Consider the following 16,771-nt stretch of genomic DNA (forward strand, 5'->3'; position numbering starts at 1 on the left):
GAACCCTTTACATATGATAATAGGTTCAAGGTGATATATCAAATCTATAAGATATCTACCTACAAGCATGATATAAAAGGAGATTGAACCCATGAGTACAACACTGGAAATAGCTATTTTCTTATCCATGAACGGAAAAGCAAAGGAAGCTATAGCTTTTTACAAAAAACATTTTAACGCCGAGGAACGATTTCTCGTTACTTATCAAGACATGGCCAAACGTGACAGTTCAATACAGCTTACTGCTGAAAATAAAGATTATATTTCTCATTCTGTCTTATCGATCGAAAGAACAAAGGTTATGATAGCAGAAGAACCCATGAATCCCAATGAGGAATATACCGTAGGGAATAATACTTCATTATGTATTCAAAGTGCTGACATAGAAGAAATTGAACATTTTTATCATAGTCTAATAACAGATGATCGAGTGAAAATCATTGTACCTTTATCAAGTAACGTGTTTAGCCAAGCCTATGGTATTATTGAAGACCCATTCGGTATTCAAATACAATTCATGTTTGATCATCGGTTACAATAAAAAAGTAGGCTGAAAGGTACAACAGCATGGTGAAATGTGGATAATAAATGGATAGAAGTAAAAACTAAAATGGAAAAATCCAAGATACCACAGCAGAAAAGGAGACACTATGACAGAGAAAAAAGAAATAGCAGATAAAATAGGGTGGAACTTCGACAACAGTTATTCTCGTCTCCCGGAATCCATGTTTACGAAGCTCAATCCAAATCCTGTCCGTTCACCAAAGCTGATCATTTTAAATCATCCGTTGGCAGTCTCACTGGGTTTGAACGAAATAGAGCTGCAAAAAGATGATGCCGTAGCAATGTTGGCCGGCAATCAGATTCCCGAAGGTGCTATGCCTCTTGCTCAAGCTTATGCAGGGCATCAATTCGGGCATTTTAACATGCTAGGAGACGGTCGTGCTCTACTGCTTGGCGAGCAGATCACTCCCTTGGGTAAACGGGTTGATATTCAGCTCAAGGGCTCAGGCAGAACGCCGTACTCTCGTCGTGGTGATGGCCGAGCGGCACTTGGGCCGATGCTCCGCGAATACATCATCAGTGAAGCGATGCATGCGCTAGGTATCGCTACCACCCGCAGCTTGGCGGTGGTAACTACAGGTGAGGCGATCATCCGGGAAACTGAGCAGCCCGGCGCCATTCTGACTCGTGTGGCTGCCAGTCATCTTCGTGTCGGCACCTTTCAATATGTCTCAGCATGGGGCACGTCCCAAGATCTGCGTACTCTGGCTGATTACACATTGGAACGACACTATCCGGAGGTTGCCAATGACGAAAACCGTTACCTTTCACTGCTTCAGGAAGTGATTAAGCGTCAGGCGAAGCTGATCGCCCAATGGCAGCTAGTGGGTTTTATTCATGGTGTGATGAACACCGACAATATGACCCTTAGCGGAGAAACCATTGATTATGGTCCTTGCGCCTTTATGGATACCTATAATCCTGAGACGGTGTTCAGTTCCATCGACATGCAGGGCCGCTATGCTTATGTCAATCAGCCGCATATTGCTGCGTGGAATCTCGCGAGATTTGCAGAGACCCTCTTGCCGCTGCTACATGACAACAGAGAGCAGGCTGTCCAACTGGCCGAGGATGCAATTTCAGATTTTGCAAACATGTTTCGCCATCATTGGCTTACGGGAATGCGGGCCAAGTTGGGGATTTTTAACGAGGAGCTAGAGGATGAATCCCTTATTGAGGATCTTCTTAAAATCATGCAGAAGCATCGCGCGGACTACACCAATACCTTCCGTGCTCTAACTTTAAACAAGCTGGAGGATGCGGATTTGTTCAGCACTGCGGATTTTACCCAGTGGAACAAGCAGTGGCAGGCGAGGCTGGACAGACAACAGGAATCCGAAGCCTCCTCGCATCAGCTGATGCGCAGCAGCAATCCTGCAATCATCCCGCGCAACCATCGGGTAGAAGAAGCACTGGAAGCTGCGGTGGAACGAGAAGATTACAGTGTGATGGAGAATCTTCTTGAAGTTCTTTCGGACCCTTATGCTTATTCTACTGAACAGGAGGTTTACTCTACATTGCCTGAGGAACCCACTTGTCCTTACCGAACCTTCTGTGGTACCTGATCTGTAGTAGTCATGTTGAACAACTGGCTGATAATCTATTTCATGCGTTGGTGGAGAAGAACGACTTTCTCTCACCAACGCATTTTGCTTTTATTTTGAACCTGTTCATTTACAGATGAGATCCACCACTTGCATCAATCAATTGACCAGTGATCCAACGGCTATCCGATGAGGCAAGAAAGGCAGCTATATCTGCAACATCCTCAGGCTCGCCCCAGCGTTTAAAGGTCGAAAGGCCAGCGGCAAATTTCTGCCCGTTGGGATCTTGTAAGGTTCCGCTATTCATCTCTGTATTGATAATGCCAGGTTGGATGGCGTTGACTGTAATATGACGGCTCCCAAGTTGATGAGCCAAAACGCGTGTCAGTGTGTCGATTGCCCCCTTTGACATGCTATATGCGAAAACACTAGGGGAGGCCACGCGTGTAACAAACGATGAGAGATTGATAATGCGGCCTCCATTTTTTAGACGCGGCAAAGCTTGCTGGGTAACAAAAAGAGGTGCTTTGACATTCATGTTCATGACTTCGTCAAAAGATTCTTCTGTTGTCTCTTCTAGGGGGACAATTTGACCCATTCCAGCGTTATTGACGAGAATATCAAACCGATTATCGCCTGTACGTTCCCGAAGCGCTTTATCCAATTTAGCATATAAATCATAAACGCCGTTCAGGGCACTGAAGTCAGCACCGATCGTAAATGCAGCCCCTCCAAGTTGCTCAATTTGATGAACCACCTCATCTGCTTCTTTATGCCTTCTTCTGTAATGCACTGCGACAATGGCCCCCTCCCGAGCCAGACGTAATGCAATGCCACGACCGATTCCTCGACTTGCACCTGTTACTAAAGCGATTTGACCTTTTAACTTACTCATGTCTTCATCTCCTTGTTTGGAATTCATGCATAGTTATAGCACAAGGTAATGTTTGAAATGTTGCTCTTTCATTCGGAGCTTATGTTTTACACTGTAGGGATATAGGCTTTAAATAAGCTTAATATCGTGATATTTATCATTGAAAAAACACGTATCTTCAACGCTCTAATGCATTACATTGAATTGACCAATGTTCAGTAAAATGAATCTCCTTCCTTTCCATTTCATGTCTAAAAATGTCTGCTAATTAGCAGTTGTATTTAGACGTTTTTTGTCATACAATGCATCTAATGCTACGGACTCGGTCTTAGAAACAGTAAGGTTTGGACGGCAAATAGGACGTGGTTGACTTTGTATATTTATGAATCGTGGAGCTACTGTGTAGTCGTTCGATCAACCACGTCAGTCTGAAAATTAATAATGTTTGGGGGCAGTTTTCCGGATCATTAGCATTTGATGACGAACATATACGAAGGGGAGCGTTCTTTTGGAATCGAAACAATTAACGAGAGGGCTGAAGCCACGACACGTTGAGTTGATTGCGCTTGGAGGCACGATTGGCGTTGGCTTGTTTATGGGATCGGCAAGTACGATAAAATGGGCAGGTCCTTCGGTGCTGTTGGCTTATCTCTTAGCTGGGATTATTATGTTTTTTGTCATGCGGATCATGGGGGAAATGCTGATTCTTGAACCGGTGACGGGCTCATTTGCTACCTTTGCTCATAAATACATCAGCCCTTTGGCCGGTTTCTTGACCGCTTGGAGCTATTGGTTCTTATGGGTTACTGTAGGAATGGCGGAGGTCACTGCGATTGGGGTATATGTGGGCTACTGGTTCCCGGATATCCCGCAATGGTTGCCGGCTTTGGCAGGTGTAATTATTATTGCGCTGGCCAATTTAGCGGCTGTGAAATTCTATGGAGAATTTGAGTTTTGGTTTGCGATGATTAAGATTATCGCTATTATCTTCATGCTAGTAGTTGGTACGGGGATGATCTTCTTTGGCCTCGGTAACGGCGGACAACCGATAGGTCTATCCAATCTAGTCAGCCATGGTGGTTTTTTTGCAGGAGGGTTAAAAGGGTTCCTATTTGCACTATGTATTGTAACGGCGGCTTACCAGGGGATTGAGATGGTAGGCATTACAGCGGGTGAAGCAGAAAATCCGAAAATGACCCTGCGAAAAGCTATTAAAAACATCATCTGGCGTATTCTGATTTTTTACGTGGGGGCAATCTTTGTCATTGTTACGATTTATCCTTGGAACCAAATTGGCGAGATTGGCAGCCCGTTTGTTCTGACTTTTGCCAAGGTAGGAATTGTAGCTGCTGCGGGTATTATTAACTTTGTTGTACTTACAGCTGCGATGTCAGGTTGCAACAGTGGTATTTATAGCGCGGGCAGAATGTTATATACATTGGCTAAGAACGGACAAGCTCCTAAGTTCTTCGGGAAGGTTTCCGCAAGCGGTGTCCCTAGAAATAGTATAATAACGACCATTTCCTTGCTACTGGTAGGCGTGTTATTTAACTACCTAATGCCTGATTCCAAACTGTTTTTGTATATTTACAGCGCTAGTGTTCTCCCGGGTATGGTACCGTGGTTTGCATTAGCCATCAGTCAATTTAAATTCCGGAAAAAGTGGAAAAACGAAATGGAAGATCATAATTTTAAGTCTCGTTTTTTCCCGATCAGTAATTACATCACCATTATCTTTTTGTTGCTGGTAATCGTTGGAATGTGGTTTAATCCGGATACACGCTTGTCGTTGATTGTCGGGGCAACATTCATGGCGATCGTCGTTGTTGGATATTTTGTCTTTGGTATAGGAAAGCGGCAGAGAATTGAAGAGTTAGAGAAACACGAATAGGCTGCTCAAGATGTACTATTTGCCGAGTGTAATTCAGATGTCCTGAGTTGCACTCGGCTTTTCTTTTTATATGAAGAGGAATAGAGCAATGGAAAGGCTGTGAGTGAGGTAAAAAGGTGTGATCATTGCAAAATAAAGCGAAGGTATCCCCAAGCTATACTTGGAGACACCTTCAAATTAAAATTGCTTTTACAACTTATTGATTTACCTAGCTTACATTGTGCTAATGTCAATCACGAATCTGTACTTCACATCAGATGCTAATACTCGTTTGTAAGCTTCGTCAATCTGGTCAGCTGATACCACTTCAATTTTAGGAACAATATTGTGTTTCGCACAGAAATCCAGCATTTCCTGTGTCTCGCGGATGCCTCCTATCATTGATCCTGCAAATGAACGGCGATGCCCGATAAGGGACATCACATTGAGTGACATCGGCTCGCCAGGGGCACCGACGTTCACCAAAGTTCCGTCAAGAGTGAGTAGTGAAAAATAAGCGTTCAGATCGATGTTGGCACTTACCGTATTAATAATCAAGTCAAAGCGTCCAGCCAGTTTTTCAAATGTTTCTGGCTCGCTTGTGGCATAATAGTGATCCGCGCCAAATTGCAAGCCATCTTCTTTTTTCTTTAATGTTTGTGATAGAACGGTTACCTCAGCACCCATAGCATGTGCGATCTTGATAGCCATATGGCCAAGGCCTCCCATACCCACAACTGCCACTTTCTTATCTGGGCCAGCTCCCCAGTGGTTTAACGGCGAATAAGTCGTAATACCTGCGCAAAGTAATGGAGCAGCCACGTCAAGCTCAATATTATCTGGAATTCTTACTACAAAATCCTCAGTTACGACAATGTGGGTAGAATACCCGCCTTGTGTAGGCTCGCCGTATTTGTCAACACCAGCGTAGGTAGGGACGTTTCCTTTAAGGCAGTATTGTTCCTCTCCTTTACGACAGTTCTCACATTCGCCACAGGAATCAACCATACAGCCAACTCCTACCCGGTCACCAACTGTGTACTTTGTAACTTCAGCTCCTACATCCGTAACAATCCCTGCAATTTCATGTCCAGGTACAAGAGGATAGTTCACGGGTCCCCATTCGCCGTGAGCAGTGTGGATGTCAGAATGGCATATGCCAGCATATTTAATTTCAATCAATACATCATGTGAATCAAGATCCCGTCGTTTAATTTCAGCCGCTCGAAACGGTTTGTCTGGGCCGTCGACAGCTCGTGCTTTAGCAGTAATCATAAATAGCCTCCTAATTACTTATATTTTTCAAGAGAAAGTAATTGTATTGAATACAAAGTGAAAACTAAGTGAAGTCGATTGAAGTTTTCCTCTTGCAGATCAATGTTAATCCTTATAGTTAACTCTAAGTCAAGCAACTACCTATATTCCTTTTAAAAAATTATGCTAGGGGACTTTGACACTCAACCAATAGCTTGATAGAATCCCTTTATACCTAGAGTTAACTCGAAGTCTATATCATTAAGGATAGGAGATACATGATGAAGACATATTCGATCAGCGAAGTTGCTAAAGAATTGAATCTTACAGCATATGCCTTGCGTTACTACGACAAGGAGGGACTTATGCCTTTTGTAGAACGGACATCTAGCGGAACAAGATTGCTTTAAAAATAATTGAATGTCTAAAATCCACCGGAATGCCGATCAAAGAAATTAAAAATTTCATTGATTGGTGTTCTGGGGGAGATTCCACACTACAACAAAGATATGACATGTTTTTGGAACGAAAAGCGACTGTAGAAGCACAAATGGAGGAACTAAAAAAAACAATGGAGGTTATTAAACATAAATGCTTATATTACAAAACTGCATTGGATGCCGGAACGGAAAATATTCATAAAAACAATATTATAGGGAGTCACATGACTAACTAACAGAAAAGACATAATTTATCCACACTTCCTTCTAATATTTAACTGTTAGTAGAATTATTGAAAAGCTATAATTCTAATGATGATTTGAGTGTATATGAAGAAAAGAGGTTGTGGGTATGAAGTTGAAAAAATGGCCAGTAGTATTCATGCTAGGTATTATCATGCTGGTATCTGTAGGCTGGAACAGTGGAATATCTTATGCAAAATATTATTACGAATACACTTGGGATCAGTACAAGGGGACTGAAATCAAGACCTACAGGCTGACACCAGTAGCTGGTAGAGCCGGATCTATGGATCAGGAAAAGGCCCTTGCTGCTATTGGCAAAACTCCAAATGTGTATGGAAAGTTCAGTGGCTATCAAACAGATAAAACAACTGAATTTGCAACCAAGAGTGTAACGGATGAGGTTTATCATTATGCGATTGTTGATTTTAATACCGATAAGGAGCCAGCAATTGTAGAATACGTGAATCCAAAAGGCGGAATTCCTCATACATGGAACGGAACTGATGAGATTCGAATTTTTATGAGAGGATCTGAGGCTGCTTCTTTGGCTGAGCTGTTTTATGAGGGAACTCCAAGTGAAGGACGCTATCATTTTAATGCTAACGATGTCTACTTAGTTACATTCTGGTCCAGCACAGCACAATCAATCACGGGAATGTCTGCTGAAGCACTAGTTGAGGAAGGCCCCTCTACGCTTATAAATCGAGAGTGGGTAAGTCAAATAAAAGACAAAGATCCTGCTGCTTATCCGCAAAACGGAACTCTAAAGGGCTACTTTTATATTTATAAGGGTTCTGAGTTGAAAAAGGATTAACGAGCAGCCAGGACTTAATAAGTGTATCTTACACAAAAAATGAGATAACATTTTGTATTCTCCAAGCGAATGCGGATACAAGATGTTATCTCTTCTTTTTTTGTGAACATGATTAAAATGATAGGCCCAAAAGGTGATAAGTATTTAATTGCCAATGAAAACCATTGTTTAGTGATAGGGAATTAAGGCTTAAAAAAATATGGTGAAAGAGCAGGACAACAGATTGCTCAAACCACTTTTTTTGCTGGCTTTATTCAATCCTAGGGAGATTATTCCGATAATTCAAGTATATACAGTTTGGTGTTAACAGTAATGAAAAACCGTTTGAAAACAAAAGAGGATGATTTTCAAAATTGATATGAAGGTACAGGTGAAAGTGGCCCAGTGCTATCTCGTAAAGGAGGTGTAATGATCTCAAATAATGAATTATGAAAAAAAGTTAAAACAAATTAGGCATTACATGGCTGGTTTACTGGCTGTCTGGTTGTTCTGTATACATAGTGCGCCTGTTTTTGCGGACAGAGCCTTTAACGATATCGAACATTCCTATGCAGCTGATGCGATTGAGGCCATGGCTGCTCAAGGTTATGTTACGGGTTATCAGGATGGGAGCTTTCGACCTTTACATTTTATCTCGCGTCAGGAATGGGCAAGCATTTTCGCTAAAACCTTAAAGCGAACATCGAATAACAGAGGCGTAACTTCTTTTCGGGATGTGTCACCATGGGCTTTACCTTATGTACAGGCCTTGCAGGAAGAAAGCATTACGAAAGGGGTTAGTGATCAATTATTCGGTGCCAAGCACAATATGACTCGTCAGGATATGGCCGTTTGGTATGCCCGGTATTTTGGTGTTACTGATGATACCCGATCTGCTGGTATATCCAGTTTTGTGGATCAACCTAATATATCAAATTATGCACAAACGAGCGTATGGCTGATGGAACGGTTGGAACTGATTGAGGGGGATACAAATCATTATTTCCACCCTAAAGAGTCTGTGAGTCGGCAGGACGCCACGCTGGTTGCTTATCGGATATGGTTAGGCGGTGACGTTCTGAAAGAACGTGCCAAGCGTTTGCTGGAGTCATTAGGAAATGGAGCTGCAACGCTGCCTCAGACGGCCAGCCAACAAGAATCGCAGAAGATCGAGGCCGATTTGACACCGGAAATTAGGCAACAACCTGTGAATTCGGAAATTGAGGAGCCTAAAAGGCATCGCCCAAGACCTGATTCACCAGTCTCCCCGGTGACACCAATAGAGCCGAAACCGGAACCGCCAATCACACCACCGGTGCCTAATCCCAAACCACCAATAATTCCGGTTGACCCATCGGTGATTCCACCGGACCACTCTTCGGATTTTTTGGTCGATGAAGTCGTAATCAAGGCGCAGGAGCTAGTAAATCAGCCGGAAACGTACCCTTCGTATCAGCTATCCTTTCAGCTATACAATGAAGGACGACCAGTAAGTATTCCTGCTGCCAGTGTCACAAGTGTTACGTACACATTTAGTGATGGGTTAGGTGTCTTTGATGTACAAGGGAAAATCGCACATCCCGAAAATATACCGGCTGCGGACAGCTTCATTCCGGTAGAAATGAAGGTCACCATTGCCAAACCTTATCGGGTTCTTACAGCTCAGACCAAGCTGATCGTGAAAGGGAAGACTCCGCCGGCAGAGCCACCGAACGTAATCAGGTCTGTATACTTGGCCACGTATACCATTTCAGAGGCGGCAGCTTTAGATCCGGCTGCTTGGAAAATGTCCTACGTATTTCGTAATGCTAAAGGAGAGATTATAGCTCCTGAAATGCTGCCATCAGACTTGATACTTCGGATAAAGGATTCCAGAGGAATATTTGAAGAGGATGGAAAGATTGCCAACCTGCATTTGATTCCAGCAGTGAACTCGGTTATTCCATTAAAAATCACAGTTGAGTCTCCATCCCAAGGGATTCTCTTCACATCCGATGCGGAATTAACGGTAGAACCCGGGGAACGTAAAAAACAATACTTTGCTGTCTCCATCATGCTGCAGGGAAGCGCGACTACCGTAGATCAAATCAAGCAATCTCGTCAATTGCTGATGGATCACTTTGGTCCCAACATTAAAGTGACATGGGCGATGCAAAACGGATTTGTTTTTGTAGAAGCGAATCGGCCGCAGCTTGAACAGGTTCTGGCATTCGTCGATCAGTATGGAGATGAAGTTGGGATTCTGGCGGGGTACCCGAACCAGTCCGAGCCCGGGCTTCCTGTTTGGGAAGCAAAGATGGATGAGTGGCTGTATATGTATCGTTATAATGCATTCAATGAGCTGCACCAATCTGGTTCGATGGGATCACCATCCGTGTTTGAAAGCATGGATACAGACCAATATCGGAAGTATCTGCCGAAATCACTGACGAGCTTTACGGTGAATCCTGAACAGACTCAATGGCTTAAAGATCACTATCGAATTACATCCGCGATGGGATGGTCGGCTACACAATATAATGTCAACGGCATGTATGGTGAGGGCTCACCTTTGATGCCTTACTGGTCTCATAAGGACAATCCAATTGTTCCCGCACAAGGAATCGCTGATAATAGCGGTACCGTATTCATGAACTCGGTTACGATTGATCCGATTGGGTCACGCTATACGAAAGATTCCTCACGCTGGACTCTCCATCCGCTTGACCCATATGTGACGGAGACGGATGCAGCACCACAACTGTATATAGTACAGCAATATTTGGATAACCCTTATCAACGTATAAATACGGTAAACTACTTGTCCATTATTTTGGACATCAACGCACTTGCTAACACCCATAACATGGCTCCAATATGGGAGAATTTTGTGAATCACTTCCCTGTTGATCGCAAGGTTGAGATTGTGGGTGTGGACGGGCTGAAACAAATTTATGAATCGGTAGTAGGACCCAATAATGATCATACCGAGTTTACGCTCATGTTTAGGGGCTCAGGTATTAAGACGGCTATGGATTCCAATAATTCACCAGCAAATCTGCGCTATTTGTGGACTGAAAATGCCTCACAACGGATTATTTTATCCAAAGAGGATGGAGACGCGGCATGGTCCATTATTGACTTTACCGATTATACCCGAAAACCAGTTCCGAAGCTGGCCTACAACTTGGATGGTCACACGGACGTAAGCTATGTCACCGGAAGGAACTTCAAGCTATGTCCAACGGCTCCTTTAACAGTAGATGAAATTCAGCGTGTGAAAACTCGTTTGAAGGAAATCTATTTCGTGGAAGAAGTGAATTATCAGTAAGCGTATGAAGTGATAAAACTTGTAGGACCTGAGTTTTATGAAAAGAGGGCGCCCCATAGCCATGGAAATGGCTGTGGAGCGCCCTTTGCTTTAAAGAAGGATATTCCGCGTTTTACACCCACTCCACAATCTGATCTACAGGTCGCCGAGTTTTGTCGCGCGGCTCGTTCAGACGGTATCCAAAAGCCACCATGCAGGAAATACCAAAATGCTCGGCATCCATAATGCCTTCTTCGGAAAGGATGCGTTCAATATCTTGTTTACTAAAACCTTCAATCGGGCAGGAATCAATGCCGATTTGAGCTGCGGCAGTCATCATATTGCCCAGTGCGATATAGGTTTGTCGGCATGCCCACTCGAACATAGCTCTTTCATTTTCCTCAAGCGCAAAATCTGATTTTAGGAAGGCGTCATATACCTTCTCTTTGCCTTGCATCACTTCAGCAGGTAATTGCTGCACGTTCTCCATCATACTCTTGATATAATCGGATGAAGCTACCATATCTTTAGGCAATCTGGAGAGAATAAGCACGAAATGGCTTGCTGTTGGCAGTTGTTTGGTGGCCCCCCAAGAGTAGAGCAGCAGCTTCTCACGCATATCTTTACTTTGAACGACAACAAATTTCCAAGGTTCAAAGCCGAACGAGCTAGGGGATAAGCGACCCGTCTCAAGAATAAATTCAAAATCGGAATCGCTAATTTTCTTATGACTATCAAATTCTTTTGTAGCATGTCTGAACTTGTATGCAGCTAAGATTTGATCTTTAGTGGTTGTTAAGGTTTCCATCGTAATTCCACTCCTTATGGATGTGATTGAAATTGACGCTTACTAAGTGCATGACTAATATTAGAATATATATGATCGTATTTGAAGTACGCACATTAATGTGCTGTAGTATATAAAATGATACTAAGGAGGAGAAAGACTAATGCGCAATCGGAAAGGCGGATTTGGCGAATGTCTCGCTGGGAATGATCAGGCGTGTCCTGTGGAGTACACGTTGGACGTGATTGGGGGCAAGTGGAAAGGGATTATTTTATACCATCTCATGTATGGGACTAAGCGATTCAGTGATTTTCGGCGGATCTGTCCTGGAATTACCCAGCGTATGTTGACACTTCAATTGCGCGAGCTGGAAGAGGATGGTGTCGTTCACCGTGAAGTCTACCAGCAGGTTCCGCCTAAGGTCGAATACTCTCTCACCGAATTTGGAGAAACACTGACCCCAATTATTAACTTGATGAAGGATTGGGGAGAAGCATATAAAACAAAACAGCGATCACCCGAAAGCAGCCTCCAGCAACCTAGCCCCAATTTGTAGGTTTAAGAAGCAGCCGCATCCAAAAGACCTGGCCATCATTTTGGAAGGTCTTTTTATTTTAAAAGTGAAATATTAAAAAGTTCGCTTTGCAGTTGACAGCAAGGATGACGCTTGATATATTTCTTACGATATTGATAATCATTATCATGATGGTATAAGGCTATTACCATATTACATAGGGGGCTAATAGGTTGAGGAAAAAATCGATATTTATGCTGGCTACTTTGATGCTTGTATTGGCTGTATTTGTCAGCGCATGCGGCGGAAATAACACTGGAGGTAATCCTGCTTCAACTTCAGGAGATAAACAAGAATCCACTGCTACTGGAGAGACGAGAAGCTTTAAAACGGTTAAAGGGGATATTCAGATTCCCGCTAAGCCACAGCGTATTGTAACGGATTTTTACGGCGGAGAACTGCTATCCGTAGGTGCTAACGTGGTGGGGGTGGAGCCGACTGCGTTTCAAAATCCTTTTCTGACTGATTTGCTAAAGGAAAAAGGAACCAAAGAGGTGGGTGATCCGACCAATTTGGAAAAGACGCTGGAACTCAAACCCGATCTGATCGTGGTTATGAAGGATACGAATTATGAAGCTTTGTCTAAAATTGCACCTACCCTGTACATTCCGTACGGCACCACGACTAATATCTATGATACGGTCAAGCTGTTCGGCGATATCACTGGGGAAAAGGAGAAGGCTGAGCAATTTATTGCCGCCTTTGACAAAAAGGCTGCTGAAGGCCGCGCTCGTCTGAAAGGTGTTATTGACGAAAAGGCAACTTTCGGGTTGTATGAGCTGACGGACAAAAACGCACTTTGGATCTTTGGCGACAATGCAGGACGAGGCGGACAAGCCGTATACAATGCGCTCAAACTGAACATGCCGAAGAAGACAGCTAATTCCAAGGAACAAACCGTACAGCTTTCAATGGAGGTACTGCCGCAGTATGACGCAGATTACATGTTCCTGACAACCTATGATCCAGACAAAAAGGGAACCGCGCTTAAGCAACTGAAATCGTCCGCTGTGTGGGCCAATCTGCCTGCGGTGAAGAATAATAGAGTGTTCTTTAATGATTTTGATACGTACTATCGCTATGATCCGATCGCTATTACCGGACAGATTGATATGATTGTGGATATGCTGGTTGAAAGAGAGAAAGAAAATAAAGCTAAAAAATAGGTGAATTTTGTGTTGTAACGAAATGTCGAAGGCAGATAGGAAGTTGCATACTACACGCAGTATATAGCAATAAAAGACCAGTCCAACATAAATCATGTTTGGACTGGTCTTTTATATATTATTTCGTCGTAATTACGATAGTATCTTCTTTTTGTATCCAATCTACCTTGGCTCCCAGTGTCTCGCTGTTGAGCCTCAATGGAAGATAACCAATACCGTTCACCATGAAGGGCGGATTGGTGAGTTCTACAGATTTACTGTTCACTTTTGTTTGGCTGGTTTTAAAATTTATTTCTAGAGAGACGGGATGGTCTCCTGCCTTGGACTGATTCATTTTCGCTATTTTGCTGTTGTAATCATATGTGACCTCTGCCCCTAGTTTGTCAAATACGGAGCGGAGGGGAATAAATGCCTGGCCGTTGCGGGTAATTACACCGTTACTTAGAGGGACAGGTGTACCATTGAGACGGACGAGAATCGGCTTTTGCACAGGAACTGGCGTACTATAAAGAAATTCATAGTCGCCGATACCGAGTTGTGCGTGTTTGTTAACACCCCAGCCCCACAGTGCGCCGTTTGCCTTTTGCATGATGACGTGCCGTGGTCCTGCCTTGATGCTTTGAATATTTTGAGCAAGTAATGTAAAAGGGACATTGGAGGATAATTTTTCGCCATCTAGAGATGCAACATATACATTACCAGCAGTGGTTAGAGCAAGAAGGGAGCGCTCAACGAGAAAGGCGTCTTTAACGTCCTTTACTCCTGTTAGCAGTACAGGGGTATTAGTGTTGTGATAGGTCGTATTGTCTAAGGCACCTGTAACTGTAGCCCCCCAGAACCATAGCCGACCTTGCTGATCAATGGCGAGATTGGAATACCTATTAGCCTTGATGGTCTTGATGCCCGATAAGGCTTGAATTTGCGATACGGATAGCGTTTCGGACGGAGCTGCATTTTTATCAAATTCTTTGGGCCACGTCCACACGGTACCATCCTTTTTTAAGGCTATATTTTTAGCAATTGCCGTAATGTCTTTTAATGGTGAAATAGGTTCGAAGCCCTGTAAGGCTGTTGTGTTTTTCCATACACTGCCGTCTTTCTTAAGAAATATCCAGCGTTCCTCATAATCCGGTCTTTCTTCATAGTAACTGACTATATCGGCAACCTCGTCGATGCCAGATAGGGTTTGAAAAGGACTGGAGATGTTTCTATTGTCGAGTTGATCAGCGAGAAATATGCTGCCTTCGTTGGTCAGAGCGAGTACATGATCATTCAAACTACTTACAGCAGCGAGGTTCTGTAGTCCTTCCAGAGGAACAAACTTCACAGATTCAGAAATGTTGTTTCTAGGCACATACCAAGCAGAGTGGTCTTGCAAGGTAAATACCAGATCACCTTCGTTGATGATATTAGAGAATGTTTTTATTACGTTTGGCTTACCCTCTACACAAGTCGGTACGGATTGATTATAGCCCCACAGCCACAAGCTTCCATCGGATTGGATCAGACTTCCGGAATCATAGGAGCGAATATGCGATGTAGAATCATTTCCGGCCGCCCACACCCTGGGACTGATCAGTAATAACGTAATTATACTGAGTAATAGACCACGTCTTTTCATACGATTTTCCTCATTTCTTGATCAATGTGTATAAGAGAAAAAGTAATCTTAAAGAATATCCCTAATCCATAGACGAAGAAAGTATAGAAAAGTTTTCCAAATATAATGAATCAAAATAAAATAACCTCCAAATCCAACAAATAAAGATGGATTTGGAGGTTATTTCTGTTAGCAAGTAGGTAGAATATATGGGTTAGCACAGCTAGAGCGCAGTATGAGCTAACTACTTGCGATTCGACTGCGTACGGTCAACAAGGTTTGCTCTTTAATTTGTCCGATTTCACGGAGGAGTGTGGCTGTTTTGGCTTCGTAGGATTGTTTGACATCCAAGTCTTCTAGCGAGGCAAGGTTAATATCAATGGTGAGCAGGGCGGATTGAGCGGCTGCTTCAAACAAAATCGCACCGATGCCCAGATCAGAGATCACATTTTTATTGGATATTTCCACAATATTGTAGGCTTGTGATAGTCCGTCCCGGCATACTTCCAGCAGGCGCATAGGTACCTCAATGGCAGCAATCACGGCTGTTTGTAAGGAATGGGTACGATAGCGCTTTTCTTCGTCTGTTTCTTTGGGCAAACGCAGCGCGGTCATGTATTGTTCAAAGGATTGGATGTCTGCGGCCATCAGTTCCTCACAATGCGTAGACAATCTTTCCATACTGCTAATGACTTGCACCATTTGTTCACGGAATTGCGTGTATTTTTCTCCTTGAGAAAGGTTGGCGGTCATGGAGGTCATCGCTGCGCCTAGTGCCGCAGCCAGCGCGGATACACTTCCTCCACCAGGGGTAGGTGCTGCACTTGCAGCTTCTTTCAGAAAATGTCCGATGGACTGGTTCCACGACAGTTCACTCATGAATAAACCACCTCTCTGGAGTAATGTTGCAGATGTATCGCTTTGAGCAAGTTTTTGTACAAAATTGCGGTCGTTAAGGTGCCTACACCGCCGGGAACGGGAGAAATGGCATGTACCTTTTCTACAACGTCCTGAGCAGCGTCCCCCACAATTTTACCCTCCAGCGTCTCATTAATTCCTGCATCCACGAGAATCAGACCTGGATGAACCATATCCTGCGTAATCACATTAGGGCATCCGACTGCGACGAAGGCAATGTCTGCATGGCTCAGATGCTCTGCAATATCACGCGTACCTGCATGGCAGGCGGTGACGGTGGCATTTTCTCTTTGCAGCATGTGGAAAAGGGGAAGTCCCACTGTTTGCCCGATGCCCACGAGCGTGACATTTTTGCCTGCCAAGGAGTGGCCGTAATGCTTGAGCAGTTCAATACAGGCTTGAGGTGTAGCGGGGTATAGTCCTGCGTCACCCGTAACGGTAGCCAGTTTGTTATCAGGTGTAATTCCATCAATATCCTTGTAGGGGGCGATGGACTGTTTAATAACGGAGGCAGAAAGATGTTGAGGAAGCGGGAGTTCCAGCATAATGCCATGTACATGGGATGCATCATTTAGGGTACCGATCACGTGCAGAAGTTCGGCTTCGCTTACATGACGATTAAAAGTATGGAGATGAAATGAGATGCCCAGCTTCTCTGCTATTTTTTGCTTGGTCCGTGCATAGTATGCAGATGCCGGATCACCCTCTATCAACAGGGTTGCCAGATGGGGACGGTGTCCTTGCTGTTTCATTTGCTCTACTTGGGAACGGATCGTTGCATACACTTGCTCAGCTGCTTCTTTGGATTTCATGATAATAGCCATAGTCCGAGCCTCCTCTGAATTTATCGCA

General features: G+C 43.7%; 13 protein-coding genes and 1 pseudogene. 8 read left to right on the forward strand and 6 right to left on the reverse strand.

Going from position 1 to position 16,771, the window contains the following annotated elements:
• Positions 1 to 91: 91 nt before the first annotated feature.
• On the forward strand, positions 92 to 541 hold the full coding sequence (locus HFE01_RS22085; protein ID WP_013369536.1) for a VOC family protein: 450 nt from the start codon (positions 92 to 94) through the stop codon (positions 539 to 541).
• A 109-nt stretch (positions 542 to 650) separates the two neighbouring features.
• Positions 651 to 2,129: a protein adenylyltransferase SelO gene (locus HFE01_RS22090; RefSeq protein ID WP_167438499.1), complete on the forward strand. Its 1,479-nt coding sequence runs from the start codon at positions 651 to 653 to the stop codon at positions 2,127 to 2,129.
• Positions 2,130 to 2,238: 109 nt separating this feature from the next.
• Here the strand turns inward: HFE01_RS22090 and HFE01_RS22095 are convergent, their stop codons facing one another.
• On the reverse strand, positions 2,239 to 3,003 hold the full coding sequence (locus tag HFE01_RS22095) for an SDR family oxidoreductase (RefSeq protein ID WP_064962559.1): 765 nt from the start codon (positions 3,001 to 3,003) through the stop codon (positions 2,239 to 2,241).
• Between the two features lie 487 nt (positions 3,004 to 3,490).
• Between HFE01_RS22095 and HFE01_RS22100 the strand changes: the two genes are divergently transcribed.
• Positions 3,491 to 4,873, forward strand: a complete 1,383-nt coding sequence (locus HFE01_RS22100; protein WP_019686214.1) for an amino acid permease — start codon at positions 3,491 to 3,493, stop codon at positions 4,871 to 4,873.
• A 213-nt stretch (positions 4,874 to 5,086) separates the two neighbouring features.
• Here the strand turns inward: HFE01_RS22100 and HFE01_RS22105 are convergent, their stop codons facing one another.
• Entirely contained in the window at positions 5,087 to 6,127 is a 1,041-nt protein-coding gene (locus HFE01_RS22105) for an NAD(P)-dependent alcohol dehydrogenase (RefSeq protein ID WP_167438500.1), read from the reverse strand.
• Positions 6,128 to 6,387: 260 nt separating this feature from the next.
• Between HFE01_RS22105 and HFE01_RS22110 the strand changes: the two are divergent.
• From HFE01_RS22110 to HFE01_RS22120, 3 genes and pseudogenes are all read left to right on the forward strand, one after another.
• Positions 6,388 to 6,782: pseudogene (locus tag HFE01_RS22110) on the forward strand (MerR family transcriptional regulator).
• Between the two features lie 116 nt (positions 6,783 to 6,898).
• The gene (locus HFE01_RS22115) at positions 6,899 to 7,606 is read left to right on the forward strand and encodes a hypothetical protein (RefSeq protein ID WP_167438501.1); all 708 of its coding nucleotides are present in this window, start codon (positions 6,899 to 6,901) and stop codon (positions 7,604 to 7,606) included.
• A gap of 421 nt (positions 7,607 to 8,027) precedes the next feature.
• Positions 8,028 to 10,895, forward strand: a complete 2,868-nt coding sequence (locus HFE01_RS22120) for an S-layer homology domain-containing protein (RefSeq protein WP_167438502.1) — start codon at positions 8,028 to 8,030, stop codon at positions 10,893 to 10,895.
• A gap of 112 nt (positions 10,896 to 11,007) precedes the next feature.
• Here the strand turns inward: HFE01_RS22120 and HFE01_RS22125 are convergent, their stop codons facing one another.
• Entirely contained in the window at positions 11,008 to 11,682 is a 675-nt protein-coding gene (locus HFE01_RS22125; protein WP_167438503.1) for an NAD(P)H-dependent oxidoreductase, read from the reverse strand.
• A gap of 142 nt (positions 11,683 to 11,824) precedes the next feature.
• Here HFE01_RS22125 and HFE01_RS22130 point away from each other — a divergent pair, with 142 nt between their 5' ends.
• Positions 11,825 to 12,217 carry a winged helix-turn-helix transcriptional regulator gene (locus tag HFE01_RS22130; protein ID WP_167438504.1) on the forward strand — a complete coding sequence of 131 codons (393 nt, stop codon included), beginning with the start codon at positions 11,825 to 11,827 and terminating at the stop codon, positions 12,215 to 12,217.
• A gap of 191 nt (positions 12,218 to 12,408) precedes the next feature.
• Positions 12,409 to 13,401, forward strand: coding sequence for an ABC transporter substrate-binding protein (locus HFE01_RS22135; RefSeq protein ID WP_167438505.1), 993 nt, complete (start codon positions 12,409 to 12,411; stop codon positions 13,399 to 13,401).
• A 118-nt stretch (positions 13,402 to 13,519) separates the two neighbouring features.
• Here the strand turns inward: HFE01_RS22135 and HFE01_RS22140 are convergent, their stop codons facing one another.
• From HFE01_RS22140 to HFE01_RS22150, 3 genes are all read right to left on the reverse strand, one after another.
• Positions 13,520 to 15,022, reverse strand: a complete 1,503-nt coding sequence (locus HFE01_RS22140; RefSeq protein WP_167438506.1) for a stalk domain-containing protein — start codon at positions 15,020 to 15,022, stop codon at positions 13,520 to 13,522.
• A 219-nt stretch (positions 15,023 to 15,241) separates the two neighbouring features.
• On the reverse strand, positions 15,242 to 15,880 hold the full coding sequence (locus HFE01_RS22145; RefSeq protein WP_167438507.1) for a cyclodeaminase/cyclohydrolase family protein: 639 nt from the start codon (positions 15,878 to 15,880) through the stop codon (positions 15,242 to 15,244).
• Complete coding sequence (locus HFE01_RS22150) at positions 15,877 to 16,743, reverse strand: bifunctional 5,10-methylenetetrahydrofolate dehydrogenase/5,10-methenyltetrahydrofolate cyclohydrolase (RefSeq protein WP_167438508.1); 867 nt, start codon at positions 16,741 to 16,743, stop codon at positions 15,877 to 15,879. Before HFE01_RS22150 ends, HFE01_RS22145 begins: the two co-directional genes overlap by 4 nt.
• Between the last annotated feature and the right edge of the window lie 28 nt (positions 16,744 to 16,771).

The organism is Paenibacillus sp. EKM10P (genome assembly GCF_011800655.1).
Taxonomy (GTDB): Bacteria; Bacillota; Bacilli; order Paenibacillales; family Paenibacillaceae; genus Paenibacillus; species Paenibacillus polymyxa.